Below are 25,339 nucleotides of genomic sequence, written 5' to 3'. Positions count from 1 at the left end.
GGCGAGGTGATCGCCCCGCTACGGGCCCGCGTCCTCCGCACGGGCGGCGGGCTCGCCCAGGGTCGCCTCCGCGGCGCGCTGGGCGATCTCGTCAGGTCTGGCGCGGATCAGGGCGTTGATGGAGCGGAGGTTGATGGGCCGGCCGGCGTCGCTCTCCGAGCCCATGATGCGTGCGACCGACGGGGCGTGGCCGACGAAGGTGATCTCCAGCCGCCAGGTACGGCGGAGCAGGACGACTCCGGGGTCGGCGCTGCACTGTACGGTCCAGCCGTACCGGCGCGCGCGGCGGGCGATGGCGTCAGGGTCCATCAGGGGTTCTTCCTCCTGTCAGTAGAGGATCGTGGTGGCACTGACGGATGCGGTGGACGGAACCGGGGCAGCTGCTCTCTCCAATGGGACGTGCCGAGGTCCGGCCCGGGATCCATCTCGTGCGCCGCGCGGAACATGACGCCGGCTCGGCGATCGGTTCCCGACCCCGTACCAGGTGGCCGGTTCAGTCGTCGACCTTGAGGTTTTCTCCGGTGTTGGAGATGTAGACGACCAGCAGTTTCGCCGGCTCCGACTGGCTGGTGTTCTCCGTGAGCACGTGGTGCGCGCCCGGCGCCTCGACCCAGAACTCCCCTTGGCGGTACGTGCGCACGGGCTCGCCGCCGAGCTGGCTGCGCATCGTGCCTTCGAGGACGTAGGCGTAGACGAAGGCGTTGCCGTGGCGGTGCGGGACCGAGCGCCCGCCGGGCGGGAAGGCCACGGTCTTCGACGTGAACGTCTTGCCCTTGACGCCCGGAAGCGGCTGTTCCAGCAGCGTTTTGACCGTTTCCTCAGGCGGCCGCGTGCCCGTAGGCGTCCCCGTGGTGACGGGCGTCTCCGTGGCTTCGGGCGTCTCCGTCACCGGCGCGCGGAGGGCGACGGCATGCTCCCCGGCCGCCCGTTCGGCGGTCGCGCGTTCCCCCGCGGGGCCGCAGGCGGCCGTGGCAGCCACCACGCCGGCGGCCAGCAAGGCACAAACTGGCCGTACTCGAATCATCACGGCTCCTCCCGTTCTGCTTCACCCTCGTGACCGGCGGGCAGGGCCGCGGCCACGGGCGCCTGTCCGCCGTCCGCGAGGACGCGGGCGGAGGCGAGGCGCCTGGTTCAGCTGTCCGGGCGGTCAGGAGGTTAACCAGGAGCCGGTTCAACTTTTGGCGATGAGCCGCCGTAGTCTCGCTATGCCTCTTCCCTGACCTGGATGATCGTCTTGCCTCGGCCCGATCGGGTGAACGCGGCGGGCGCCTCGGCCAGCGGCACCACGTCGCCGACGAGCAGGCGCAGCCGTCCGTCGCGGACCCGCGTGGCCAGGTCGGCGAGCCGGACGCGGTCGTGCTCGACGACGAAGAAGATCGCCCGCCCGTCGCCGGGCCTGACCGTGGGCGGCGCGGCGATGGTGACCAGCGTGCCACCGGGGCGCACCAGCGCGGCCGAGCGGTCCATGATGTCGCCGCCGATCACGTCGAACACCAGGTCGACCTGGCCGACGTCCTCCAGGGAGTCGGCCTGCAGATCCAGGAAGGCGTCCGCGCCGAGCCCCAGCACCGTGTCCTTGACGGTGGCCCGCCCGGTGCCGATGACCCGCGCTCCCGCCTCCCGGGCGAGCTGCACGGCGACCGAGCCGACGGCGCCGGCCGCGCCGTGGATGAGCACGGTCTGGCCGCTCACCAGGCGCCCGTGGTCGAACAGCCCCTCCCACGCGGTCAGTCCTGAGATCGGCAGCGCGGCGGCCACCGTGTGGTCGACCCCGGACGGCAGCGGCGCGAGGTCGCGCGCCTCCGCGGCCACGTACTCGGCCAGGGTGCCGTTGCGGGCCGGGTCGGTGTAGCCGAACACCCGCTGGCCGACGGTCAGCAGCGTGGTCCCGTAGCCGACCTCGGCGACCACGCCCGACACCTCGTGCCCGATCACGCTGGGCGTGCGGTCCCGGCCGGCGCGGTCGATCCACGTCCCCGGCCAGTCGAGCTCCCCGGGGGTGAACGAGGCGGCGTGCACCCGTACGATCACGTCGTTCTCGGCGGCGTGCGGGTAGGGCTCCTCCGTCAGAGAGAGCCCGGCCGCGCCCGCGGCGCGGTCTCGGATGGTGACGGCTCGCATGACAGGTCCTCGCCGGTGCTGGAGATCTCGGACAGCACGAACGTACCCGCGCGGGCGCTCGTTCGGCTCGATCACCCACGACGCGGCGCGTCGCCCACACCTGCGGTTGAGTACCGGCTACTCGGGCGGGCAGGGCCCGCGCGACAACACGCTGTGTCCATGAAGTCACCTACTCTGCACGCGACCGCCCGCAGGGCGGCAGCCGTCATCGCACCCCTGCTCGCAGCGGGCACAGTCTCCGGCGCTGTCGCCGGCACCGCCACCGTCGCCTCGGCGTCGGCCCCCCTATCGGCCACCGCATCGTCCGATCGGTCGTACGGGACCGCCGCCGTCTGGGCCGCGTCGAACGTCCAGCTGGTGAACCGTCAGACCGGCAAGTGCCTGACCATCGCCGGCGTCGGCGGTCAGCCGTTCTGAGGTGCCAAACGGCGCAGGACGCAGACCTGGCGTGGTCCCAGGGTGAGGTCCTTGGCCAGCGAGGGCGCCTGGATCGGCTCCCCCGCCACCCCGTCCACGGTGACGTCGTCGTCCGTCCGGTTGATCAGGAACCAGTAGTCGGCGTCGGGGCCGGTGCGGACGGCCAGTTCCACCGAGCCCGCCAGGTCGGCCGGGAGTTCGCTGGTCACGCCGGCGGACTCCAGGAGGCGGCCGAGCACGGGGGCGAGGCCGTCGGGGCCGAGGCGGGTGGAGACGTAGGCGGCCGAGCCGGCGCCGGTGCGGCGTCTGGTGACGGCGACGCGGCCCGTCTGGAGGCCGGTCGTGTACCGGGCGACGATCTCCACGTCCTCGTCGGTGACGTCGACGCGGTCGGTCCACAGCGTGCCGGTCACCCCGAGGTCCAGCTCCACCCGCTCGCCGTCCAGGAGGGGCGCGAACTCCTCGATGCGGATGCCGAGCAGGTCGCGCAGGGCGCCGGGGTAGCCGCCGAGCCAGACCTGGTCGTGCTCGTTCACTATGCCGGAGAAGTACGTGGTGACCAGGTGACCGCCGGCGGTGGCGTATCGGGTCAGGCGGTCGGCGAGATCCTGCGGCACCACGTGCAGGATCGGGGCCACGAGCAGCGCGTACGGCTCGAACGAGGCGCCGGCCGGGATGACGTCCACCCGGATGCCGGCCGCGGTGAGCGCCGAGTACCAGTCGAGCGCCTCCTGGCGGTAGCGCAGCAGCGAGGTGGGGTGGGAGTCGAGCTCGGCGGCCCACCAGGAGTCCCAGTCGAAGACGATGGCCGCCTGGGCGGTGCGGCGGCGGGTGCCGGCGACGGGGGCGAGCGCGCGGAGGGTCGTCCCGAGGTCGGTGACGTCCCTGAAGACCTCGCTGTCGGTGCCGGCGTGCGGGAGCATCGCCGAGTGGTACTTCTCGGCGCCGCCGGCCGACTGCCGCCACTGGAAGAAGCAGACGGCGTCGGCGCCGTGGGCGACGTGCGTGAGCGAGTCGCGGGCCAGTCCGCCGGGCGGTTTGGCCAGGTTGACCGGCTGCCAGTTGACGGCGCTGGTGGAGTGCTCCATGAGGAACCAGGGCCGGCCGCCCGCCAGGTTGCCGGTGAGGTTCGCCGAGAACGACAGTTCGTCGCGGGCCTGCGCGCCGGTCAGCAGGTAGTGGTCGTTGGAGACGAAGTCGATCTCGCCGGCCCAGTCGGCGTAGTTCATGTTCCTGGTCTCGCCCATGACCATGAAGTTGGAGGTCACCGGGATGCCGGGGGTCAGCTCGGCCAGCAGGTCGCGTTCGGCGCGCAGGTGGTCCTTGAGCGCGTCGGAGGAGAAGCGCCGGAAGTCGAGCTGCTGGGCAGGGTTGGGGAAGGAGGCGGCCAGGCGGGGTGGCAGGATCTCATTCCAGTCGCCGTACTGCTGCGACCAGAACGAGGTCGCCCAGGCCCGGTTCAGCTCGTCGACGGTGCCGTAACGGGCGCGCAGCCAGGTGCGGAAGGCCGCGGCGGCGTCGTCGGAGTAGTCGTGGGCGTTGTGGCAGCCCAGCTCGTTGGAGATGTGCCAGGCGGCCAGGGCCGGGTGGTCGCCGTACCGTTCCGCCATGGCCCGGACCAGGCGTAGCGCGTGCTCGCGGAAGATCGGCGAGGTGGGGCGCCAGTGCTGGCGCCCGCCCGGCCACAGGGTGCGGCCCTCGTGGTCGACGGGCAGGATCTCCGGGTACGCGGCCGTCAGCCATGGGGGCGGCGACGCGGTGGCGGTGGCCAGATCGACCGCGATACCGCCCTCGTGCAGCAGGTCCATGACCTCGTCCAGCCACTCGAACGTCCACCGGTCTGCGGCCGGCTGCAGCCGCGCCCAGGAGAAGATCGCCAGCGACACGATGGTCACCCCCGCCCTGCGCATCGCCTCGACGTCCTGGCGCCAGATGTGCGGTGGCCATTGCTCGGGGTTGTAGTCCGCGCCGTAGCTCAGTCCGTGGGGGGAGGCGGCGGGCCGGCGGAGCCAGCGGAACGGGCGATCTGCCATGAGTGTCGATCTCCAGGGGCAAGTTTAACGATGTTTACGTAAACATAGTGACGCACCCCACCCCATGACCGCCCGCCGGGGCTCCCCCGCCGCTTCCCGGCCACGTGCGCCGGCGCCGACCCAGCGGAGACGATCGACGCGGCGAGCGCCATCCAGCGCCAACTGGTGCCCCGTCGCGGCGTGAAGATCGCTGAACGGTCCATCTGCGTCGGCAGCCAGGGCTACGCGCGGAAACCCACGGACCTCCTGCCGGCGGGCAAGCGCTGAATGCCCATCGAGAGCGCCCGCAGCAGCTCGGGCTGAGGTCCCGCCATGTCGGCCTCGTCGATGCGGTGGTGCCCTCTCGCGGAAAACTTCATCACTCCGATCCGCGAGACTACTCAGCGTCAACCCGGGAACGCTCTAACACATCTCCGACCTACGGGAACTGCGTGCGACTGCCGAGACCGTCGACCCGGTCGACAGCGACATGAGGTGATCCGATGGCAGGTGGATTACGGGATCAGCGGCGAGGGCGCCTCATCATCGTGGCTTTGGGCCCGATGGCCGGCGTAGTGGCGGGAGGGCTCACCAATCTGCTCACCATGACATGGAACTGGTGGTTGTTCGGGGGGCTGGTCCTGATGACCAGCATGGTGAGCGCCAGCACGCTGATCGCCCTGCCGAACGGTGATCCAGGGTACCCGGCGGCGCTCGGGACGGAAGAGCCGCAGGCCGGTTCGGCACTGCAGGTCCCGTCCGGCACCCGGGTCTTCGTCGGCCGCAGCAAGGAGTTGCGCCGTTTGACGTCCCCCGCGCCTGGACCTCTTGTGATGATCATCACCGGTATGCCCGGGACCGGAAAAACCGAACTGGCCATCCGTGCCGCTCGCGCACTGGCCGCACGCTACCCCGACGGAGTGTTCTGGCTGGGGTTGCGCACCTACGCCGCGACCGAATCCCGGGTGACCACCGCCTCGGCGCTACGCACCCTGCTCAACGCCCTCAATGTACCGCCCGATCCGCACACCACCACCGTGACCGCGCTCAGCCGCACCTGGCGGGCCGCCACCACAGGCAGGAAGATGCTGATCGTCCTGGACGACGCCGACACCGCCGAACAGATCCGTCCGCTCTTACCCGCAGCTGAGGAATCGGCGATATTGATCACCACCCGCCATGTGTTGATCGGTCTCGACCCCGATCGCGGCGTCACCTTGCCACCTTTCACTCGAAGCCAGGCCGCCCAACTGGCCGGTGCCGTCTTGCGACGGGCCGGTCTGCACGACCCCGAAGCCGTCGCCGCGATCGCCGCGACGTTCCGGCTTCCGCTCGCCATCCGTCAGATGAGCGACTTGAAGGCGGCCAACCCGGCTCTCAGCATCCCCGCTGCCCCGGGCGAGACGATCAGTGACGAGACCGCCGCCGCATTCGCCCGTTCCCTTGCCGCCCTGACCAAACCCGCGCGACTGGTGCTTCGTCGCGTCGCCCGCTACCCCGGCTCGCTGATCAGCTCCCCCATCGCCGCCGTCCTCGCCGATCAGCCACTCGACCAGGCCACCGAACAGCTCGCTACCCTCTACCAGCGCGGTCTGCTCATCGCGGACAACCGCAGCGGCGTCGGCTATCGCATGCACGACGCCGTACGTGCCGCTGCTCTGATCGAATCCGGCAAGCACGACAGCACCCGACAACTGGCCGGCGCCTTTCAACGGCTTTTCCGATACGTGAACGGCATCGTCGACGGCTCGGTTCTCTTGCTCGACTCGAGCGAGAGCGTCACCTATCTGGATTCGGACAAAGAGGATCCCCACCTGCCTCCTCCCCAGCACGAATCAGATGTGGCCGTGCTGCGATGGCTCGACCAACAGCACGCGGACCTCCTCGCCGTCGCTCGCCACAGCCTGTCCGAACGCTCGCCCTATGCGTGGCGGCTGGCTTACAACCTGGAGTCCTATCAGCGGATGCGCGGCTTCTACTCTGAGATCGTCGAACTGAACAGTCAGGCGCTGAAGCTGGCCGAACAGACCGATGACGCGCTTGGTCAGGCTGCCATGCACCAAGGCCTTGGTCTGGTCGACATGCGCACCGGCCGCTACCTCACCGCGCTCGTGCACTTTCAGACCTCTCTGAAGCTGTACACCCAGCTGGGCAACCGAGTCGGCCAAGCGACCATCCGCCACGAGCTCTGCAACGTCCACAAGTGGCTGGGCAACCTGGCCGAAGCCCGGGCGCACGCCACTTTCTGCCTTACTCTCGCCCTCTCGGGCGACAACCTCGTGGAGCAGGCATTCGCCTTTTCCAATCTCGGCATTCTCGACCGGCTGGAAGGCACCTTCACCACGGCCCGCGAACACCTGTCCCGGTCAAAGAGCCTGTTCGAGCAGGTCGGCCAACGTCGCGGCATCGGCATCTGCCACCGGCAACTCGGGATGCTGGACGAGCACCTGGGCCATCACCACGACGCGCAAACCCATTTAGACCAAGCCCTTGCTCTGTTCGAGGACCTGGGAGATCTCATGAACCAGGCCGACAGCCACTACAACCTGGCCGTCACCCATCGCGGACTCGGAAACATGGCCGCCGCCCTTCATCACGCCACCACCGCGCTCTCCCTCGCCGGCCAGATCAGTCATGTGCAAGGACAAGCCGACGCCCACAGCGAACTCGCCCGCCTAGCCCGGATCGCCGGCGACCACACGACGGCACGAGTCCACCTTCGCCACGCTCACGACCTCCACCAGCGTCTCCGTCTTGCCCACGCGACCGAACAGCCCGATTCCCCACCACCCGCATAACCGAGGTGTGCCGGTGTCCCACTCGCGCAGTCGCGCCAGGGGACGCCCTCCTGGTTAGTCATCTTCTGAGGGTCGCCTCCGGACCGTGTTCCTGGCGTGATCACCTCGCGGCAGGATCACCATCATGAGGAGGACGATCACGGCCCTGGTGGTCTGCGGCGCTCTGCTGGCGTGCACCGCTCTCGCGCAGGCCGCGGCCAAGGATTCCGTCCAGGCGCTGAAGGCCGTGCCGGCGGCCGGGCGCGGCGTGCACTTCGCCGAGACGGCCACCCTGCTGGAGGGCTCCACGGAACGGGGTGAGCGCCGGCGTGAAGGGGTGTTCGAGCTCGACGCCAAGGGTGGCGTCCTGGCCCTGGACGTCACCACCGCAGGGGGTGAGCACGGGCGCGAACGGGTGATCGGCTTCAATCACGACATCGGCGGCACCGGGTATCGGTCCGGCGGTCTCATCGGGAAGCAGCTGAAGAAGGGCAAGACCTGGTGGAAGGATGCACACCAGTTGTACCTCTGGCACACCGAGTTGCTCGGCTACGACGAGCAGCTGATCAATCCCGCCGAGCCCGCCACCCTGGCCGTCCTGCTGAAGAACGGGCGGCGGAGCGGTGACACCGTCACCGGCGCGATCACGTTCAAGAAGCTTGAGCAGGTCTCCCGCTGGGCGGAGCACTCGACCCACGCCGGCTGGGACCCGGGCACCGAGCTCTCCTACACCCTCACGCTGACCCGGGCGGGCCTGGTCAGCAGGGTGCGGAGCACGTTCACGTTCGCCGGCGGCATGGACGAGCTGGCGGGCAGGACCGTTCACGTCGACACCCGCTACAGCCGGTGGGGCGGCAAGGTGACGATCAAGGCGCCGGACCCTCGTACGACGACCATCGAGCTGTGTGTCGAAGGCAGCTGCAAGCTGCGGCTTCCGGGCTGACACGACTCGCCGAAAGGCGCGTGGCGTCTCAGGCGGCTCTGACTGCCAGGCCGGGATAGTCGAGGACGAGGCCGGACTCGTCGTACGTCAGGCGGCAGGCGACGTCGAAGACCGGCGCGGCGTAGTCGTACCGCTGCCGCCCGCCGTCGTCGGGCAGGCGGGCATAGTGCTGCTCCAGCCGTTCGACGGCCAGGTCGGCGGCCCGGACGAAGGCCGCGGGAGCCGGCGCGGCGGCGCCCACGCCGAGGTGCAGCCGGTGCACGGGGAACGCGTTGGTGAGGGCCGAGGACTCCAGGTCGACGTCGAGGCACCCGTCCAGCCAGGGCGCCGGCGCCCCGTCCAGCCGCCAGTGGCCTGCGCCGTCGCCCTCCAGGACGATGTGGCGCTCGCCCCGGGCGGAACGGCTCGTCAGCCGGGCCGAGCGCGTGGCCCAGCCCGGGTCGAGGTCGATCACGTAGTCGACGATCCAGGCCTCGCCCTCCTCAACCGCGGTCGTACAGCCCTCGACGCGATGTCCGCCGGGCGTGGCGCGGAAGCGGACGACCTCGAAGCCGGTGCGTACGCCGAGGTGCCGCCAGGCGGCGATGCCCGGCGGTGGGGCGAAGGATGTCATGGCCGGATCATGTCACCCGCCACCGACAGAAGCGGGCCCCGTCCTTCCAGCGGGACCACCCGGCAGCCCACCCTTCTGACCTGCGGTGAAATCGCACAGAAGCCCGAATGAAGACGTCGTCGTGTTCGATCGGAGACTTCAGCGAACGGCAGAAGGGAAACCGGCATGCGCACCTGGCGGAAACTCTCGCGACTCGCGGCCGTGGGCACGGCGGCCGCGTGCCTGACCGCCACCGGGACCTCGGCGGCCCTCGCCGCCAGGACCGCCTCCGCGATGACCTGTGGCGGGAACGTGTTCCTCGACGGGCTGCGGGCCCTGGAGATCACCGAGAACGGGCACGACGAGGTGTACATCAACACCAGCACCGGCGTGCGGGTCTGGCCGGTGACCGCGGACTACGTGTCGATCGCCGTGAACGAGCGGGCCGAGGTCGACAAGTGCGTCGCCCCGAACGCCGTCCTCTACCTCTGGGAGGAGGACACCCTCGACGTGGACGACTACCTGGGCGCCGTCGCCATCGACGGCGACAGGACCAAGGACTACTTCTTCGCCGGCGGGCCCGGGTTGTACCGGATCGGCGCCGTCGCCTGATCCGGCCCCGTCACGCCGCGGCCCGCGATGGAGGGCGTCTCCGTGTGCAGGCCGGGCCCGAAGAACAGGAACACCATGAGGTCCGCGCCGCCGGTGTTGACGACCTCGTGCTCCCGGGTCGCCGCGTCGAAGGTCACCACCAGCTCGTCCAGCCCCGGCTCGCCGCCGCGCACCTCGTGCCCCGCGTACGTACCCGTCCCCGCCCAGGCGAACACGCTGTAGACGCCGGGTTCGCGCAGCCGGTGGACCCCGCCGGGCGGGACGACGAGGCGTTTGCCCGCGTACTTGCCGGTGTTGTAGAAGACCCAGGTCTCCTCGCCGTCGCCGTCCGCGCCCGCCACCGGCAGCGGGCGCAGGTGGCGGTTCTCGTAGAACCAGGGGTCACCGTTGACCTCCCAGTCCACGAAGCCGAGCGGGAACCGCTCGCCGTGCTCGGCGCGGTCGCGCGGGCGGACGTCCTTGAACAGCAGGTCCTTGGAGATGATCCGGCCGGCGTTCAGCGCCTGGAACATCGCCGAGACGTCGGAGTCCTCCTGCAGTTCGAGAGTGAGGGCCGTGCCGGGGGCGTGCAGCACGCCGGACGGCACGTGGAAGCCCTCCTCGGGGACCTGGAGCTCCGCGCGGGCGTGCCGGAGGATCAGGTCGCTGTCCCAGTCGACGAGGTAGGGCAGCAGCACGTCGTACGCGGCCCGCTCCGTGATCCACGGGTGCACGCCGAAGAACGTCTCCGGATGCGCGCCCAGGTCGGCGCCCGGCAGGAAGTGGTACGACTCGTCCTTGGCGTTCCGGCCTACCAGGGACGCGAACTCCTGGGGCGGATGGATGTGGTACGGCAGCCGGTAGGCGTAGTCGAAGATCTTCGCCAGCCGGCCAAGCCCGGCGGGGTGCGTGGCGGCGTACGCCGCGCCGAGGATCGCGGCGGGATCGGCGGCCACGGCGTCGCGCAGCAGGAGCCGTTCGCCGTGCTCCCCCACGACGTGGCTGAGCCCCTCGTCCGGGGGGCCGACGCGGTTGTCGGCCTTCGTCGTCGAGGCGAGCCACCGCTCGCAGATCCCGCCGCGCTCCCCCACGTCGTAGGCGTGCTCGGGCAGGCCGAGCCGCCGGCCCGGCGGCAGGAAGTCACGGGCGACCCAGGCGGGCTCACACCTCAGCACGCCGTTCCCGGCTTCGAGCAGCCGGGCGAGCACGCGCCTGGCTCCGCTGTGATGCTCCGCCGTCATGATCACCCCTTCGCACGAGCCTGCCCTGGAAGACGATCATAGGCAGGCCGATCGGAGGGCCTCCGTCAGATGGCCGCTCATGACGGGCTACCCCCCTTCGGCGCCACATGACGCCGAGGCGAGGCCGATGTACAACGGGTGCGGGGGCCCAGCCGTGCGCCGGCCGATGAGATGGCGCCGCTCCCCCTCGATCACCGACCGGCGGCGGGCACGGGCGGCGGTGGCGGTCCGGTTCATCGACAGGTCAGCGGGTGCGGCCGGTGGCCATCACCCGCGCTCTCGCGGAGGTTGGTGGGCAAGATGGCTTTCGAGCTGGAACGCGACGTAGAGGTGGAACTCGACGAGCTCGGGATCGTGCGCGGGCTGGAGCACCTGGAGCGGCCCTACCTGGACTCCGACGGGCCGGACCCGGTTCGGGTCGCGGCCAGGTACGCGGATGACGTGGCGCCCGTCTACGGCATTCCCGGCTCGATGCTCACCGACCTCTGGACGCGCGTAGGAGACAGGCCCGTCCCGGAACCGGCCCTGCTCCGCTTCGCCGAAGAGAAATCGATCACCCAGGTGACGATCGTCTCGTTCGTGCAGACGGTCCTGTCGCTGCCGATCTGGGAGGCCGGCCTGAGCGTGTCGCTCCTTCCTGATCCGTTACGGGTGGTCGCCTCGCAGAGCAGCGTCCACCTGGATGCGGACGCCAGGATCCCGGACGACCACGCGCCCTATCTGCCGCCCTTCGGGGCCAAGGAGCTCGCCCGGCTGCTCGGCCTGCCGGCGGACCCGAAGTCGTCGGACCGCCTGCCGGAGATCGGCGGAAGCCGGCTGCTCGTATACCGGTACGACCCGGCCGCCCGCTTCGATCCCGAAGCCGGACCGGCCCAAGACGGCGCCGGAGAAGGGGGCGGGCCGCCGGTTCTCCCGTTGCCCGAGGTTTCCGGCGACGTCGTGGCGGGCCGGCACTACGTCGTCCGCGAGGTGCTGTTCACCTGGCCCGTACCGGGTGTCGGGCCCGTGCACTGGCGGGCGTTCGTCGAGGTGGAGACCGGAGGGGTGCTGTACCTGCGGGCCGCGATCGCCGCGGTGGAGGGGTATGTCTACCCTCGGGACCCCGTGACCACCGGCGGAGAGCTGAAGGGGGTGGCCGGCGAGCTCGACGCCCGCTGCGCGTTCGAGGAGCTCCAAGGTCTCGTGCCCGCCGATCCGCAGCCACTCCGCGGCGACTTCGTGCAGATCGTCGACAGCGAGCCACCGCACGGCCCGCCGCCTTCCACGTCCGGCGGCACTTTCCGGTATCCCGTCGACAGCCAGGAATTCGCCGCCGTCAACGCCTATTACCATGCCGACCGGCTGTTCCGCCTGGTCCAGGAGCTGGGTTTCGTCCTCGGCAGGCTGTTCGACGAGACGATCGGGAAAGAGCCGATCCCGGTCGACCATCTCGCCCTCCACGACGAGGACAACGCGTACGCGCTGGGCAAGCTGGGCGACGTCGGGCTGGAGAGGTTCGTCTTCGGCCGGTCGGCCACGACGGGGGTCAGTCTGGCCAACGACCCCCGCATCGTCGCGCACGAGTTCTGCCACGCGCTGCTGTGGGACGCCGTGCATGCGGCGAACCTGACTTTCGCGCACAGTCCTGGCGACGCGCTCGCGGCGGTGCTGTACGACCCGGGATCGAGGGCGCCGATCCGTCACCAGACGTTCCCGTGGACGAAGACGGCGCGCCACCACGGCGGGCCCCTCAGAAAGATGGAGGACGGCTGGGCCTGGGACGGCGACCGTGACGTCGTCTCCGACTACAGCAGCGAGCAGATCCTCTCGGCGACCCTCTTCTCCCTCTACTGCTCGATCGGCGGCGCGTCCCCTGATGTGAGCGTCCAGACGTGGGCGTCCCGGTACGCCGCCTATCTGATCATCGGCGGCATCGCCTCGCTGCCGACCGCGCAGTACACGACCGTTTCCCGGGCCGACGCCTACGCCAAGGCCATGATGGTGGCCGACGCCGCTCCGGCCGCTTACGAGGGCCTGCCCGGCGCGCTCCGCAAGGTCATCCGCTGGAGCTTCGAGCAGCGGGGGCTCTATAAGGCGCCCGGCACGATCCTGCCGGACAACGGTCCCGGCGTCCCCCGCGAGGTCGATGTCTACATCGACGACGGCAGGAAGGGCGGGTACGCGTACCAGGGAGACTTCTGGGAGAGCACCGACGTCTGGAACCGGCTGGCCGCGGACGGAGGCGGCGCCCATCAGACACCCGGCGCCGGCACCGTGAACCACGCCTACGTACGGGTCGGGAACCGCGGCACCGGCGACGCGCGGAACGTCACGGTCCGCGGGTTCTGCTGCGGGCCCTCGGCCGGGCTCGTCTGGCCCGGCGACTGGAAGCCGATGGACACGCCGTCGATCACCGTGCCGGGCCCGATAGTCCCGGGTGGCAGCGTGATCGTCGGCCCGTTCGCCTGGACCCCGTCAGCCGGGCACGACTGCCTGCTGATGTGTGTGAGCGCCAAGGGGGACCGCGCCAACAACGACCCGAGCACCTCGCTCACGTCGGCGAAGGGGCCGATCCCGCTCCACCGGCTCGTGCCGTTCGACAACAACATCGCCCAGCGGGGCATGTCGCCCGTCGCCGGCGGAGGCGGAGCGGGCGGGCTCACGCGGAGCCTGCAGGGCCGCCGCCTGCGGGTGCACAACCCCTGGCCGCGCGGTGCGGACATCACCGTCCAGGCGGACTTACCCGCTTTCCTGCGCCGGCGCGGCTGGAACGTCACCCTGGCAGGCGGCGCGACCGGCCGCCTGGAGCCCCGTGCCGGCCGGGAGGTCACCCTCGTCGTGCATTCTGGAGGGGACTTCACGGCCGGCGAGGTGACAGCTGCCGGACCGGACGTGGTCATCCGCCTGCGGACCCTGATCGACGGGGTGGTGGTCGGCGGGATGAGCTTCACGATCGATCCGGCACTGCACGGCCCGTGACCCGGGCGTCAGGTGGGGTCCTTCATCCAGCCGCTCGCGTTGCGCCGGCGGTTGCCCGGGTCGTAGTAGACGATCCGCCAATAATAGCCGCGTCCCGGACGGCGGGTCTGCACGCTGTAGCGGCCTCCGCCGATGTCTCCGCCCCTCCCGTCCGAGCTGTTGCGGATCGGCACGTACACGCCAGGATCGCCCGACCTCGGCCTGGTCTTGCCTTGCGAGTGGAATATGGCGATCCGCCCGGTGGCCTTGCGCCGGGCCGGGCTGCCGTCCGCGCCGAGTTCGATCTCCACGGTGTGCCGCAGCCAGCCGTCCCCCGGCCACCGGAACGTGCGTTTCTTGTAGTAGGCCCTGTCACCGCCGGCGCCCGGGTCGTTGACGGTGATGTGCGCGGCGACGCTCCGGGTGCCGGGGCCGGGCTGGGCGGTCAGTTCCAGTTCGGCCCAGAGCAGGCCGCCGGCGATCGGCTCGGCCAGTGCCGAGAAACTCCCGTCCGCGCCGGCGTCGACCTGGGCGAGCGTGTAGGACTCGCCCCGTGCGTCCGTCAGGTAGGGCAGAGAGACGATCTGATGGCCGAACGGCTCCCAGACGTGCTTCACCTCGCGCTCGACCGTCCCGGTCACCTCGATCGCTTCGCCCAGGTCGATGCCGCCGCTGGACAGGTTCGTGGTGATCCGGACCGGCATCCGCAGCCAGTCCCAGCGGACCTGGAACTCCTGCTCGACCTGGTTGCCGCCCAGCTCGATCACCAGCCGCCACCGCCCGGTGAGGGCGTCGGGCCGGAACATCCGGACCGCGGACCACGCCGAGTCGGCCGCGGCGCCGTCGGAGTCGTCGCTCGGCTTCAGCTCCAGGTCCGTCGCCTGGCCGTCGGGGCTCAGCAGTCTGCCCTGGAGGACGGCGGGCTCGGTCAAGTACACCTGGAACTCGACCTTGACGTTCTGGCCGCCGAGTACGACGACCGGAGGCACGACCTCGATCTCCTGGACGATCTGACCAATCGGTTCGGTCGGCTCGGTCTCGTCGGTCGGCTCAATCTCGTCGGTCGGTTCGGTCTCGTTGGTCTCGTCGGTCTCGTCGGTCGGCGGGGATGCCGGGGGTAACGGGTCATTCGGCGTCTGGGACATGGTGATTCGCCCTTCGGTGTTCAGCAGATCTCTCGGTGGTCCACTTCAGGGAGGATTCGCGTCCATTCCTCCCGGCTGAGTTTCGCCGCGCCGATACGGCGGCAGATGTCGGCCGCGGCCAGCGCCGGATGCACGGGCAGGCTGTTCAGCACGCCGTCGGCGCCCAGGCTGTGCAGCGTACGGCCGTCGGCGGTGAAGGCGAGGGCCAGCACCGGGCCGGCGTGCAGCGGAACGGGCACTCCCAGCGGGCGCTCCGCGGCCGGGCGCCACAGCCAGACCCGGCCACTGGTCCCGGCAGCGGCCAGGATCCCGCCGTCGAGGGTGAAGGCGGCCAGGGAGAGCTGCTCCTGCTCGTCGTCCGCCCGCAGGGTGCGCAGGCGGGTGAACCCGGCGGTGTCCCACAGGTCGACGCCCGCGCCGGGACCGCCGGCGGCGATGATCCGGCCGGTGGGGTCGATGGCCAGGGGCCGGCCGCCGTCGCCTCCGGTGCCGAACAGCTGATGCCGGTATCGGCGCGGGCTGGTCAGCTCCGCGACGCCGTTGTGTCCGGTGCCGTTGACCGCCAGGAAACGGCCGTCCCGGCTGAACTCCATGCGCGGACCGCCCCGCAGACCGAGCGTCTCCACCGGGGCCCCGCCGCGGCGCAGGTCCCACAGCCGCACCCGCTCGGCCTGGCCGCCGCTGTGCGGGGAGACGGCCAGCGTCCCGCCGTCCGGGCTGAAGGCCAGGCCGATGGCCTCCAGGGGCCGGCGCAGGGTGAACGTCCGCTTCTGGGTGCCGGTGGCCACGTCCCAGACGGTCACCCGGGCCGGGTCCGCTCTGGTCGTCGCCAGCAGGGTGCCGTCCGGGCTGAAGGCCGCCACCCGCCCGCCGCCCCGGACGTCCAGCCGACGCGGCGGCGCGCGCGGCCCGGCGAGCGTGACGGTGCGATCCCCCAAGAAGGCGACGCGCGCCCGCACGTCGATCGCGCCGCCCTCGGCGCGCCGCACGACCGGCCGGGCGGAGGTGAGCGCGGCGACGTCGAGCCTGGTCACCGTTCCGTCACTGTGGCGGTAGCTCAGGGTACGCGCGGACGCGTCGATGCGGGGTTCGCCGACGGCTCCGCGGGCGGCGCGGGTCAGCAGCCGGGTGCCGTCGCGCCGCCACAACGTGACGCCCGCGTCGTCGAGCGTGGCCACGTGGTCGCCGCTCGGGCTGAGCGTGACGGCGTGCGCCGTGGCGCCCTCGAAGGCCGGTCCTGCCCAGGTGGTGGTGGTGAGGTCCCACAGCCGGATGGTGTCGCGCGTGCCCACGGCGAGTGTCCTGCCGTCGGGTGAGTAGGCGGCGACGTCGCCCGCGACCGGGCGCGCTCCTCCGGGCGGCGGGAGCGGCGCGCCGCCGCGATCCACCATCTCGTACGGCCGGTCGTCGTACACCATGGTCGCCGCGGAGCCGTCGGGCGAGACGGCGATGGACCGCAGGCCGGGGTCCGTGCTCGTCCACACCGGCCGAGGCGCCGCGCCGGGCAGGCCGGCCAGGTCCCAAGCCTGGCCGCCGTCCGGGGCGTTCATGACGACCAGCACGTTGCCGCCGGTGTTGAAGGACAGGTGCCCGGCGCCGCCGGAGCCGAACCCCGCGCCGATCGCCCGGCCGGTCCGCAGGTCCCACAGCCGGACCGACCGCCTTCCCGCGACGGCCAGCGTCGTCGTGTCCGGGCTGAGCGCGATCGCCGTGATCCCCTCGCCCACTTCGGCCGCCGGGCCGGGCAGCCGGTGCCCGCCCTGCACGTCCCAGCGTGACACCGCCCCACCGCGTACCAGCGCCAGGGTCGTTCCGTCCGCGCTGAGGTCGAAGCGCGCCTCGCCGGGGCCGGCGGGCGGGACCAGCACGCGCGACTCCCGCTGCGCCAGCGAACTGTAGAGCGCGCCGGCCGCGGCGGGCTCCGCGGGGGCCAGCCGCCAGGCGGCCACGCTCAGCAGCAGCGCCTTGACCGGATCCCGCGCGCGCAGCAGATCGGCCGTCTCGGCCGCCTTCCTGGCGGCGGCCAGTTCACGCTGCCCTCTCTCGCCCACGCCCTGCTGGATCAGGATCAATGTCGTGGCGACGCTCAGCGCCGCCAGGGCGGCCAGCACCACCTTGACCCGCCGGCGACGCCGCTCCGCGCGGCGCTCATGGACGGCCGACTCGGTCAGAAAACGCCGTTCGAGCTGGTTCACCCGCACCCGGGGCCCGCTCTCGACCCAGTCCTGCGCGGCGCGCAGCGCGGTGCCCCGGTACAGGTCTGCCGGATCGCGTCCTGACGCCTCCCACCTCCGGGCCGCCTCGCTCAGCATGCTGTGCAGGCGCAGGCCCGGCCGGTCGGCGTCGATCCACTCCCGCAGCCGCGGCCAGGCACGGAGCAACGCCGCGCTGGCCAGCGTCACCATCTCCCCGTCGCCGGACAGCAGGTCCTCGCCGGCGAAACCGTCGATCACCCGCCGCACCCGCGCGGAGTCCAGGGTGCCGTCCAGCAGTTCGACGGTGTACGCCCGGCGCAGCGTGCCGTCGGCGCCGTCGCCGGGCAGCACCATGCGCAGCACGACGGCGGGAACGACCTCCCTGTCGGCGGGGTCCAGCCGGGTGTAGACGTCCTCGGCGACCTCCCCCAGCGGCCGGTCGGCCGGGGTTCCGGTCACCTGCGGCCGAGGCAGCCGCCCGGCCGCGCGGCTGCCCTGACTGAGCAGCAGACGGGTCTCACCCTTGCCGCCGACCAGGCTCAGCAGCAGCGACCTGGCCGTCGGCCGCTCGGCCGGGTCGGGCCGCATCGCCGCCTCGGCCAGGTGCCGGATCGTCCCGTCCAGTGCGGAGAAGTCCGGCGGGCGGGTCAGCACGAGGTGATACACCGCCTGCGCCGTCTCCGCCACGAACGGCGGCCGGCCGGTCGCCGCGAACAGCAGCACCGCGCCCCAGGCCCAGATGTCGGCCGCGTACCCGGCCGGTTCGCCGCGCAGCCGCTCGGGGGACATGTAGGCCGGGGTGCCCGCCGGCCCCAGCCCCTCGTCGGTGAGCGTGGCCCCGTCGAACCGGGCTATGCCGAAGTCGATCACTCGAGGGCCGTCGGAGCCCAGGACGACGTTCTCCGGCTTCAGATCGCGGTGCACGACCTCGGCCATGTGGATGGCGGTGAGCGCGGTCGCGATCCCGGTGGCGAGCCGATGCAGTTGCGCCTGGTCGTAGGGACCGCGCTCGGCGATCGCCCGGCGCAGGCTGGGGCCGTCGACGTACTCGCTGACGATGTACGGCTCGGCGGCGGCGACGTCGGCCGCGATCACCCGGGCGGTGCAGAAACCCGCCACCCGCTCGGCAGCGGCGACCTCCTTGGCGAACCGGGCCCGCGCGCCGGCGCTGTGCGCGCGATCCAGCCGGAGCAGTTTGACCGCCACTCGTTTCCCCGCGGCGTCGTACGCCTCGTAGACGACACCCTGCCCACCCGCACCGAGCCGCCGGCCCAGCCAATAGCCACCGAAGTGCCGGATTTCCCCCGCCGGCGATGCCGAGTACCCCATCGAGACCTCCCTCGCCTCGACACCCGCCATCGATAGTGAGGCCGCCACCATGCTTTGCCAAGAACCCGGCGAGCCACCTCATCGGCCGGAAGGCTCGCCACCGGGACCGGGCGGAAAACGAGCGGCCCCCGGCCGCCTGTCGGCGCTTCACTGTGTGCTGTCTTCAGAGGAGTTCCATGGTCGTTACCTGGAACAGGTGCTCGGCCGGCCCGCCGAGACCATGCTCTCCCGCCTGCGGCGTCAGCCGTTCTCCAGCGGGGCCAGCCACCGATAGCGGTGCCGGGTCTCCTGGCCCAGCCAGCCGTTCACACTGGCCAGGCCGCGTTCGTTGATCTGCCCGTCGTGGATGCCGAAGGCTCGCTCGGGGGCGACCGCGCGAACGAAGTCGATCACCTCGGCGGTCTTCAGCCATGGGGCCTGCAAGGGGACCAGCAGCGTCTCCACGGGCTCGGCGGGGACGTGCAGGGAGTCCCCGGGGTGGTAGAGGGTGCCGTCCACGAGATAGCCGAGGTTCGCGCAGTCCGGCCGGCCGCCGTAGATCGGCGCATGCCGGCCGCCGGCCGCCCGCACCCGGAAACCGGCAGCCGTGAACGTTTCACCGACCCGCACGGCGTCCGCACCGGTCAGCGCGCTCGGCTCACTCCAGGTCCCGAGGTCGATGACCAGGACCCGGCCCTCGTGCTCCAGCCGTACGCAGGCATGGGTGTATTTCGTGATTTTCATGATGATGATCGTCGTCCAGCGACGGACGCGGTGTGAGCTGACTGGCTGGGTAGACCCGGAGTGAAAGAAGTTTGCAATCGTTTCTTCACCGTGAAGATCGCCCAAACAGACCGCCCGCGTCTTACAGTGCCTCCAGCCGAGGGAGCGCGATGGAATTCGGAATACTGGGTCCCCTGACCGTGTGGCGCGAGAACAAGCAGCTCGATCTCGGCACGCCCAAGGCGCGGGTGCTGCTGGCGGTGCTGCTGTGCCGGGCCGGCACGATCGTGTCCGAGGATCAGCTCGCCGGGGCGCTGTGGGGGGACGACCCGCCGCGCAGCGCCACCAAGAACGTGCAGACGTACGTGCATCGGCTGCGGCGGCGGCTGGGTGATCCGGCGCGCATCGTGCGGCAGGGCTCCGGCTATCTGGTGCCGCCGGTCCGGGACGAGCTGGACGCGGCGCGGTTCGAGGCGCTGGCCGGTTCCGGGCGGGCGGCGGAGGACGCCGGTGAGCCGGAGCAGGCGACCCACCGCCTGCGCGAGGCGCTGGATCTGTGGCGCGGGCCCGCGTTCGCCGGTCTGACCGACGTCCCGATGCTGGCCGCGGAGGCGGCACGGCTGGACGAGGTCCGCCTGTCGGCGCTGCAGTCGCGGATCGCCGTGGACCTGCGGCTGGGACGCCACGCCGAGCTGCTGGGCGAGCTGACCGCGCTCATCGACGCGTACCCGCTGCGGGAGCGGCTGCGCGCGCAGCTGATGCTGGCGCTGTACCGGTGCGGCCGGCGGGCGGACGCGCTCGCCGAGTACGCGCGCGCCCGCAGGACGCTGATCGCGGAGACCGGGCTGGACCCCGTCGAGGAGCTGCACGACCTGCACCAGCGGATCCTCACCCAGGACCCCTCGCTCGACCTCGTCCCCCGCGCCGCCGTGACGGTCACGGGCTCCCCCGCCGGGCGCCGGACGGCGAAGCCGGATCACCGCTACCTCGCCGCGAGCCCGGCGGACGACCTGCCTGCGGTGCCGGTCCCCGCCGAGCTACCCCCGGACATCGCGGACTTCACAGGCAGGGACCGCGAGGTGGCCGAGCTCACCGCGGCCCTCACCAGGCCACGGCCGGGCACCGTCGCGATGGCCAGCATCGCGGGGCTGGGAGGTCTGGGCAAGACCACGCTGGCCGTGCACGTCGCGCACCGGATCATGGGCCGGTTCCCGCACGGCCAGCTCTACGCCGACCTGCGCGGCGCCTCCGCCGATCCCGCCCGTCCCGAGGACGTGCTCAGCCGGTTCCTGTTCGCCCTGGGCGTCAGCACCACCTCCATCCCCGACTCCCTGGACGAGCGCGTGGCGCTCTACCGGAGCAGCCTGGCCGGGCGCAGGATCCTCGTCCTGCTCGACAACGTCGCCGGTGAGGAGCAGGTGCGGCCGCTCCTGCCCGGAGCCCCCGGCACGGCCGTGCTGCTCACCGGGCGGGTCCGGCTGGTCGGTCTCGAAGGGGCGAACCTGCTGGAGCTCGACGTCCTGCCGTCGGCGCAGGCCATGGCCCTGCTGGGCCGGATCGTCGGCGACGAACGCGTCCAGGACGACCCGGACGCGGCCCTGGAGATCACCCGGCTGTGCGGCCGGGTCCCGCTGGCGGTGCGCATCTCGGCGGCCAGGCTGCTCGGCAGGAGGCAGTGGAGCCTGGCCCGGCTGGCCGGCGTCCTGGGCGAGGAACGGCACCGGCTGGACGAGCTCGTCGCGGGCGATCTCGACATCCGGGCGGGTTTCGAGATGAGCTACCAGACGCTTCCGCCGGGCGCGCAGCGCGCCTTCCGGCTGGCGGGCCTGCTCGACGCGCCCGACTTCGCCTCCTGGACGGTGGCGGCCCTCCTCGACGTGCCGGTACGGCAGGCGGAACGCGAGATCGAGGCCCTGGTCGACGCCCACCTGCTCACTCTCACCGGCCCGGACGAGACCGGCGGGCTCCGCTACCGCTTCCACGACCTGATCCGGTTGTACGCGCGCGAGCGGGCACAGCGCGAGGACAGCGAAGCCGAGCGCCTGGCCGCGCTCCGGCGGGCCCTGGGCGCGTGGCTGGCACTGGCGGAGGCCGCCGCGGAGCACGTTCCCGGCCCCTGTTACGCGCTCATGCACGGCCACGCGCCGCGCTGGCGGCTGCCCGCCGAGATCGCCGGACCGCTGCTGGCCGATCCGATGGCCTGGTTCGGCGCCGAGCACGCCGCGCTGATGACGGCGGTCGCGCAGGCGTGCGAGGCGGGCCTGACCGACTTCGCCTGGGACCTCGCGGGCTCCACCGAGACGTACCTCAACGTACGCGGCCTGTACGACGGCTGGCAGCGCATGCACGAGCAGGCGCTCGCCCTCTGCCGACGCACCGGCGACCAGCGCGGCGAGGCCGTGCTGAGACGCGGCCTGCTGGAGGTCACCACCTGGAGCTCGCCGGCGGGCCCCGGTCCGGCGATGCGGCGGATGCGGGCCGGCGCCACGCTGCTGCTCGACCTGTTCACCCAGCTGAACGACCCGGTCGGCATGGCCGACGCCCTGGCGACCCTGGCGTGGAGCATGACGGCCGACGGTAACGGCGGCGCGGAGGCGCTCGCGCTGGCCGGGCGCGCCCTGCGGATGGCCGCCGACGCCGGCTATCTGGGCGGCCAGGCGCGGGCGTACCACGTGATGGCGATCATCCACGGCGAGGACGACCCGCAGGCCGCGCACGAGGTCATGGAGCAGGCGGCGAAGGTCGCCGAGGCGCTGGGCAACCCGCACTACGCCACGACGGTCACGCAGTTCCTGGGCGCGGCGAAGGCGTTCTGCGGCGACGTCGAGGGCGGCAGGGAGCTGCTGGAGCGCTCCCTGGCCATGGCGCGCCGGCTGAACTACCGCTATCTGGAGACGTTCTCGCTGCTCTACCTCGCCAAGCTGCTCGCCGCGGTCGGAGACCCGCAGGCCAGGGCGACCGCGGAGCTCACGCTGGCCAACAGCGAGACCGGCAACTTCGGCCACTACCTCGCCGACTCGCTCAGCGTGCTCGGGCAGCTCGACCTGGCCGAGGGGAACGTGCGCTCCGCCATCGCCACCCTCGAACGCTCGGTCCAGGTGTGGCGGACCCGCGGCTCCATCCCGTACCTGGCGCGCACGCTGCGCTCCCTCGGCGACGCCCACGCCGCCGCCGGCGACTGCCGCAGGGCCGGGGCCGTCTGGGAGGAGGCGCGCGAGCTGTTCCGCTCGATCGCGCACGACGACGGCGTGCGGACGCTGGACGACCGGCTCAGGGCGGTGAACCGGCGGTGACGTCCAGGACCAGCTCGGCGACGTGGTGATCGGCGCTCTGCGCGGCGAACGGGTCGGGCAACGCCTCCTCGAAGGTCACCAGCGCGGTGCCGGGCCGCCGCAGGGCCGCGGCGAACCCGCGCACCAGCAGCCAGCTGCCGAAGTCGAGATACATGGGTTTGTGCCACTTCTCCTGCATCTGAGTCCACGACGCCGGGGACGTGGCCGCCCGCTCGTCCGCGCGTTCCTGATCGGGACGGGTACGGAAGAAGCACCGGCGCGGGATCCCCTCGGCGCGCCGCCATTCCGCGAGCCGCAGCAGGAACCGGCTCTCCTCCTCACCCGCCCTGGGCAGGGGGACGCCGCCGGCGGGGAACCTGGTCTGCGCTCGTGCGGCCACGAGTGAGCCGATGACCAGGCGGGGCCAGTCGCGGCGCCGATCGCGCGGCGCGGTGCGGGAGGGGTGCGGCGGCGGCAGGATCGTGAGGGGCGGCACCTCGCCTGACAGCACGGTCAGCAGGAGCGAGAACGGCGGCAGGAACTCCCGCGCGGCGGCGCCGGTGTGCACGACGCGCACCTCGCGCCCGCCGGCCGTCGCCAGCCCGAGCAGGCCGCTCCCCTCGTCGAGGCGGACGACGAGGTCCTCGATCCGCAGCCGGGCGGCGCCACTGTCGCGGCCGATCAGGGCGGGGGTGCCGCCGAGCTGGAAGGGCAGGCATCGGCGGTGGTCGTTGAGCGAGATGCCGAACCGGCTGCCGAAGGCCGCGTAGATCGGCCCGGTGCCCCGGTCCGCGGCGCTTCTCGCTCGGCGGCCGGTCAGGTGGTCGAGGCGGGCGCGTACGGAACCGAAGCCGGTGCCCAGCGCGTTGACCACGCCCAAGCCGTTGGCGGGCTGGACGTAGGCGCTGATGGATCGCACTTCGGGTACCCAGGGTGGGTATGTGGCGATGGTCGCTTTCAGGGCCTCGGCGGGCACGGTGACGGGATCGTTCGTGCCGGGTGCGTCGGCGTCGAGGGGGTAGGGAGACAGGGCCGCGAGTGCGCTCGCCATCACGGCGCTCAGCCGGCGCACCCCGTCCAGCACGCTGTCCTCGGGACGCCGCGACGACGGGGCGACGACGCTGCCGCGCAACTCGGCGCCGATCTCGTCCTCCGCCGTCACGGCCCGCTGGTACTCGCGGAAGAACGCGATCACGGGCAGGGGGCCGCGTTCGCGCAGCCGCGCGCCGAAGAGCTCCGTCAGGGCCAGCCTGGCCGGCAGGTGCGGCGCGAAGGGCGCGATCCACCGGCGGACCAGGTCAAGGTCATCGGCCACCGGCCGCCAGGCGCGTACCGAGCAGGCGGCCGGCGGCTCCGCGGCGACCGCCGTGTCGCGGACGTTCACGGTCGTCAGCGAGGTGAACATGGCGTGGTGGGGGCCGCCGGGCGCGGCGAACCCGGCCAGCTCGCGCAGCCCGCTCACCACCGTCTCACGGCGGGCCCGGTAGGAGACGGCGTCACCGGCCGCCGGCCGCGCCGCCAGCGCGCCGGCCGCCCGCTCCAGAGCGGCTGACAGCGCGCGGGTCTCGCTTTCCGCCTGTTCCGGGGCGTCCAGCCGGCCGACGGCCTGCTCTGCCGGCCGTTCCCGTGCCCATGCGGCGGCTCCGGGGAGCACCTCGTGCGGGTACGTGACCGGCAGCCCTGGCACGAGGAGGCCGGCGTCGAGCAGGTGGTCGAGGAAGGCGTCCACCTCGGCGTCCAGGGACGCGTCCCCCGCCGTGAGGCGTTCCCTGAGCAAGTGGCGGAGCAGGCCCTCCGGCTCCGTACCCAGCAGGTCGACCAGCGCGAGAACGGAGGGCCGTGCGGGAACGGCGCAGTAACTCTCGCCTCCGAGCAGCCCGAGCATCCCGAACCCGCGCAGGAAGACGACCTGCTCCCCCAGGCGCTGGGCGGAGGCGTTGAGCGCGATCGGTGTGCGGCCGGACAGAGCCGGGTGGCCGAGGACGAAAGCGGCGATGTTCTCGCGGATGTGGTAGTAGGACAGCTCGAAGGCGCCGTGCCGATCCACCGGGCGCGTCTCGACGGCGGGCCCGGCGGCTCGCCACCGTACGGGGCCGCTGGTGGTGAACGTGCTGAGCGGGCTGGTCTTCGTCACGGCGCGGGCCAGGTAGCGCGCGAGCGTGGTGGTGGTCCCTGCCCTGGGGGTCCGGCCCGGGTCGGCGATCCACTTCTCCAGCTCGGCCGCGAGTACGGGGCTCGTGCCGCCGAGCGCGATCCGGAACCCCGGGTCCGTGGCGGCCTTCAGCAGCGCGTTCAGGCCGGACTCCCGCTCGGCGGCGAGCACCTGGGGCAGGCGGTCCTCGGCGGCGGCGAGCGTGGCGGCCCCGGCGAGCCAGCCCTCGATCCCGCGCGACACCTCCGGCGGCAGCAGCCCGGCGACCTCCGGCGTCCATTCCCCCGCGCCCGGTCGCCGCCCGGCGTGCAGGGCCCGGCGCAGGCCGATGACGCGCGGGCGTACGCCGTCGCGGGGCAGGCCGCCGATCACGGTGTGCAGCGCGCCGGCGAGCGCGCGTCCCTCCGCGCGGTGCGCGTCACGGCGGGCCGGCACGTCGTCGAGCGCCGCGGCCAGGCGCGGCGAACGGAGCCCGTCGAGTGCCGCCACGGCCAGTCCCGCGACGCGAACCACCGCGTCTCCCGTCACGCCCGCGATCCGGGCGGGCGACTGCGCTGAGCTCATCGATCTCCTCCGCGATCCGGGATGCGGTCCGGACGGGTGAGCCCAGCCCTGAGCCCAGCCCGGCGCACGTACGTGCCGGGCCGGGCCCGCATCGGGTCCCGCGGCGTCAGCCGTCCGGCCGGATTACCTCGGTGACTTGGGCGATCCGCTGCAGCAGCTGCAGCCGATGATCTGGCAGGAGCAGCCGCAGTTCCTGGAGGCGCCGTGCTCCAGCATCCCGTGACCGCCGGTCAGCGACTCGATCTCGAGGTCGCCGGTCTCCAGTTCGAAGACGTCGACCGGAAGGTCGGCGACCGAGAACTTCGATTTCGCGGAGCTCATCGCGTTCCTTTCTTCTCACCCGGTTCCC

18 protein-coding genes are annotated in these 25,339 nt (G+C 72.2%); 6 read left to right on the top strand and 12 right to left on the bottom strand.

The features are described from left to right. Positions 1–18: 18 nt before the first annotated feature. The 3 genes from AB0C27_RS42855 to AB0C27_RS42845 form a co-directional block, all read right to left on the bottom strand. On the bottom strand, positions 19–309 hold the full coding sequence (locus AB0C27_RS42855; protein WP_357857334.1) for a hypothetical protein: 291 nt from the start codon (positions 307–309) through the stop codon (positions 19–21). A 184-nt stretch (positions 310–493) separates the two neighbouring features. Beyond that, positions 494–997 carry a cupin domain-containing protein gene (locus AB0C27_RS42850; RefSeq protein ID WP_357857331.1) on the bottom strand — a complete coding sequence of 168 codons (504 nt, stop codon included), beginning with the start codon at positions 995–997 and terminating at the stop codon, positions 494–496. A 206-nt stretch (positions 998–1,203) separates the two neighbouring features. Next, a complete protein-coding gene (locus AB0C27_RS42845; RefSeq protein WP_357857328.1) occupies positions 1,204–2,121 on the bottom strand; it encodes an NADP-dependent oxidoreductase in 918 nt (305 codons plus the stop codon). A gap of 159 nt (positions 2,122–2,280) precedes the next feature. Here AB0C27_RS42845 and AB0C27_RS42840 point away from each other — a divergent pair, with 159 nt between their 5' ends. Continuing rightward, complete coding sequence (locus AB0C27_RS42840; protein ID WP_357857325.1) at positions 2,281–2,538, top strand: hypothetical protein; 258 nt, start codon at positions 2,281–2,283, stop codon at positions 2,536–2,538. Here the strand turns inward: AB0C27_RS42840 and AB0C27_RS42835 are convergent. Together AB0C27_RS42835 and AB0C27_RS42830 are read right to left on the bottom strand one after the other, a co-directional pair. Then, complete coding sequence (locus AB0C27_RS42835) at positions 2,526–4,571, bottom strand: beta-galactosidase (protein ID WP_357857322.1); 2,046 nt, start codon at positions 4,569–4,571, stop codon at positions 2,526–2,528. The two genes, AB0C27_RS42840 and AB0C27_RS42835, sit on opposite strands and share 13 nt — an antisense overlap. Before the next feature lie 221 nt (positions 4,572–4,792). Beyond that, on the bottom strand, positions 4,793–4,930 hold the full coding sequence (locus AB0C27_RS42830) for a hypothetical protein (RefSeq protein ID WP_357857319.1): 138 nt from the start codon (positions 4,928–4,930) through the stop codon (positions 4,793–4,795). 123 nt (positions 4,931–5,053) lie between these two features. Between AB0C27_RS42830 and AB0C27_RS42825 the strand changes: the two genes are divergently transcribed. Both AB0C27_RS42825 and AB0C27_RS42820 read left to right on the top strand, forming a co-directional pair. Then, on the top strand, positions 5,054–7,348 hold the full coding sequence (locus AB0C27_RS42825) for a tetratricopeptide repeat protein (RefSeq protein WP_357857316.1): 2,295 nt from the start codon (positions 5,054–5,056) through the stop codon (positions 7,346–7,348). A gap of 124 nt (positions 7,349–7,472) precedes the next feature. Further along, on the top strand, positions 7,473–8,270 hold the full coding sequence (locus AB0C27_RS42820; RefSeq protein ID WP_357857313.1) for a hypothetical protein: 798 nt from the start codon (positions 7,473–7,475) through the stop codon (positions 8,268–8,270). Positions 8,271–8,298: 28 nt separating this feature from the next. Here the strand turns inward: AB0C27_RS42820 and AB0C27_RS42815 are convergent, their stop codons facing one another. Then, positions 8,299–8,883: a putative glycolipid-binding domain-containing protein gene (locus AB0C27_RS42815; RefSeq protein WP_357857310.1), complete on the bottom strand. Its 585-nt coding sequence runs from the start codon at positions 8,881–8,883 to the stop codon at positions 8,299–8,301. A gap of 165 nt (positions 8,884–9,048) precedes the next feature. Here AB0C27_RS42815 and AB0C27_RS42810 point away from each other — a divergent pair, with 165 nt between their 5' ends. Beyond that, positions 9,049–9,474: a hypothetical protein gene (locus tag AB0C27_RS42810; RefSeq protein ID WP_357857307.1), complete on the top strand. Its 426-nt coding sequence runs from the start codon at positions 9,049–9,051 to the stop codon at positions 9,472–9,474. Here the strand turns inward: AB0C27_RS42810 and AB0C27_RS42805 are convergent. Beyond that, complete coding sequence (locus tag AB0C27_RS42805) at positions 9,423–10,694, bottom strand: hypothetical protein (RefSeq protein ID WP_357857304.1); 1,272 nt, start codon at positions 10,692–10,694, stop codon at positions 9,423–9,425. The two genes, AB0C27_RS42810 and AB0C27_RS42805, sit on opposite strands and share 52 nt — an antisense overlap. A gap of 300 nt (positions 10,695–10,994) precedes the next feature. On the opposite strand from AB0C27_RS42805, the gene AB0C27_RS42800 reads away from it, so the two are divergent. Continuing rightward, positions 10,995–13,652, top strand: a complete 2,658-nt coding sequence (locus AB0C27_RS42800; RefSeq protein WP_357857301.1) for a hypothetical protein — start codon at positions 10,995–10,997, stop codon at positions 13,650–13,652. A gap of 8 nt (positions 13,653–13,660) precedes the next feature. Here the strand turns inward: AB0C27_RS42800 and AB0C27_RS42795 are convergent, their stop codons facing one another. The 3 genes from AB0C27_RS42795 to AB0C27_RS42785 all read right to left on the bottom strand — a co-directional run bounded on the left by AB0C27_RS42795 (position 13,661) and on the right by AB0C27_RS42785 (position 19,023). Beyond that, complete coding sequence (locus AB0C27_RS42795) at positions 13,661–14,776, bottom strand: hypothetical protein (protein ID WP_357857298.1); 1,116 nt, start codon at positions 14,774–14,776, stop codon at positions 13,661–13,663. A 20-nt stretch (positions 14,777–14,796) separates the two neighbouring features. After that, the gene (locus tag AB0C27_RS42790; RefSeq protein WP_357857295.1) at positions 14,797–18,300 is read right to left on the bottom strand and encodes a serine/threonine-protein kinase; all 3,504 of its coding nucleotides are present in this window, start codon (positions 18,298–18,300) and stop codon (positions 14,797–14,799) included. Positions 18,301–18,540: 240 nt separating this feature from the next. Next, the gene (locus AB0C27_RS42785) at positions 18,541–19,023 is read right to left on the bottom strand and encodes an MBL fold metallo-hydrolase (RefSeq protein ID WP_357857292.1); all 483 of its coding nucleotides are present in this window, start codon (positions 19,021–19,023) and stop codon (positions 18,541–18,543) included. Positions 19,024–19,172: 149 nt separating this feature from the next. Here AB0C27_RS42785 and AB0C27_RS42780 point away from each other — a divergent pair, with 149 nt between their 5' ends. After that, positions 19,173–22,295, top strand: coding sequence for a BTAD domain-containing putative transcriptional regulator (locus AB0C27_RS42780; RefSeq protein ID WP_357857289.1), 3,123 nt, complete (start codon positions 19,173–19,175; stop codon positions 22,293–22,295). Here the strand turns inward: AB0C27_RS42780 and AB0C27_RS42775 are convergent. After that, positions 22,273–24,990, bottom strand: coding sequence for a lantibiotic dehydratase (locus AB0C27_RS42775; RefSeq protein WP_357857286.1), 2,718 nt, complete (start codon positions 24,988–24,990; stop codon positions 22,273–22,275). The two genes, AB0C27_RS42780 and AB0C27_RS42775, sit on opposite strands and share 23 nt — an antisense overlap. 123 nt (positions 24,991–25,113) lie before the next feature. Further along, on the bottom strand, positions 25,114–25,311 hold the full coding sequence (locus AB0C27_RS42770; RefSeq protein WP_326641297.1) for a thiomuracin/GE37468 family thiazolyl RiPP peptide: 198 nt from the start codon (positions 25,309–25,311) through the stop codon (positions 25,114–25,116). Positions 25,312–25,339 lie beyond the last annotated feature (28 nt).

The organism is Nonomuraea sp. NPDC048882 (genome assembly GCF_040649755.1).
Lineage (GTDB): Bacteria > Actinomycetota > Actinomycetes > Streptosporangiales > Streptosporangiaceae > Nonomuraea > Nonomuraea maheshkhaliensis.
The sequence above is the reverse complement of the archived record's forward strand: the minus strand, read 5'-3'. Positions and strand labels throughout refer to the sequence as shown.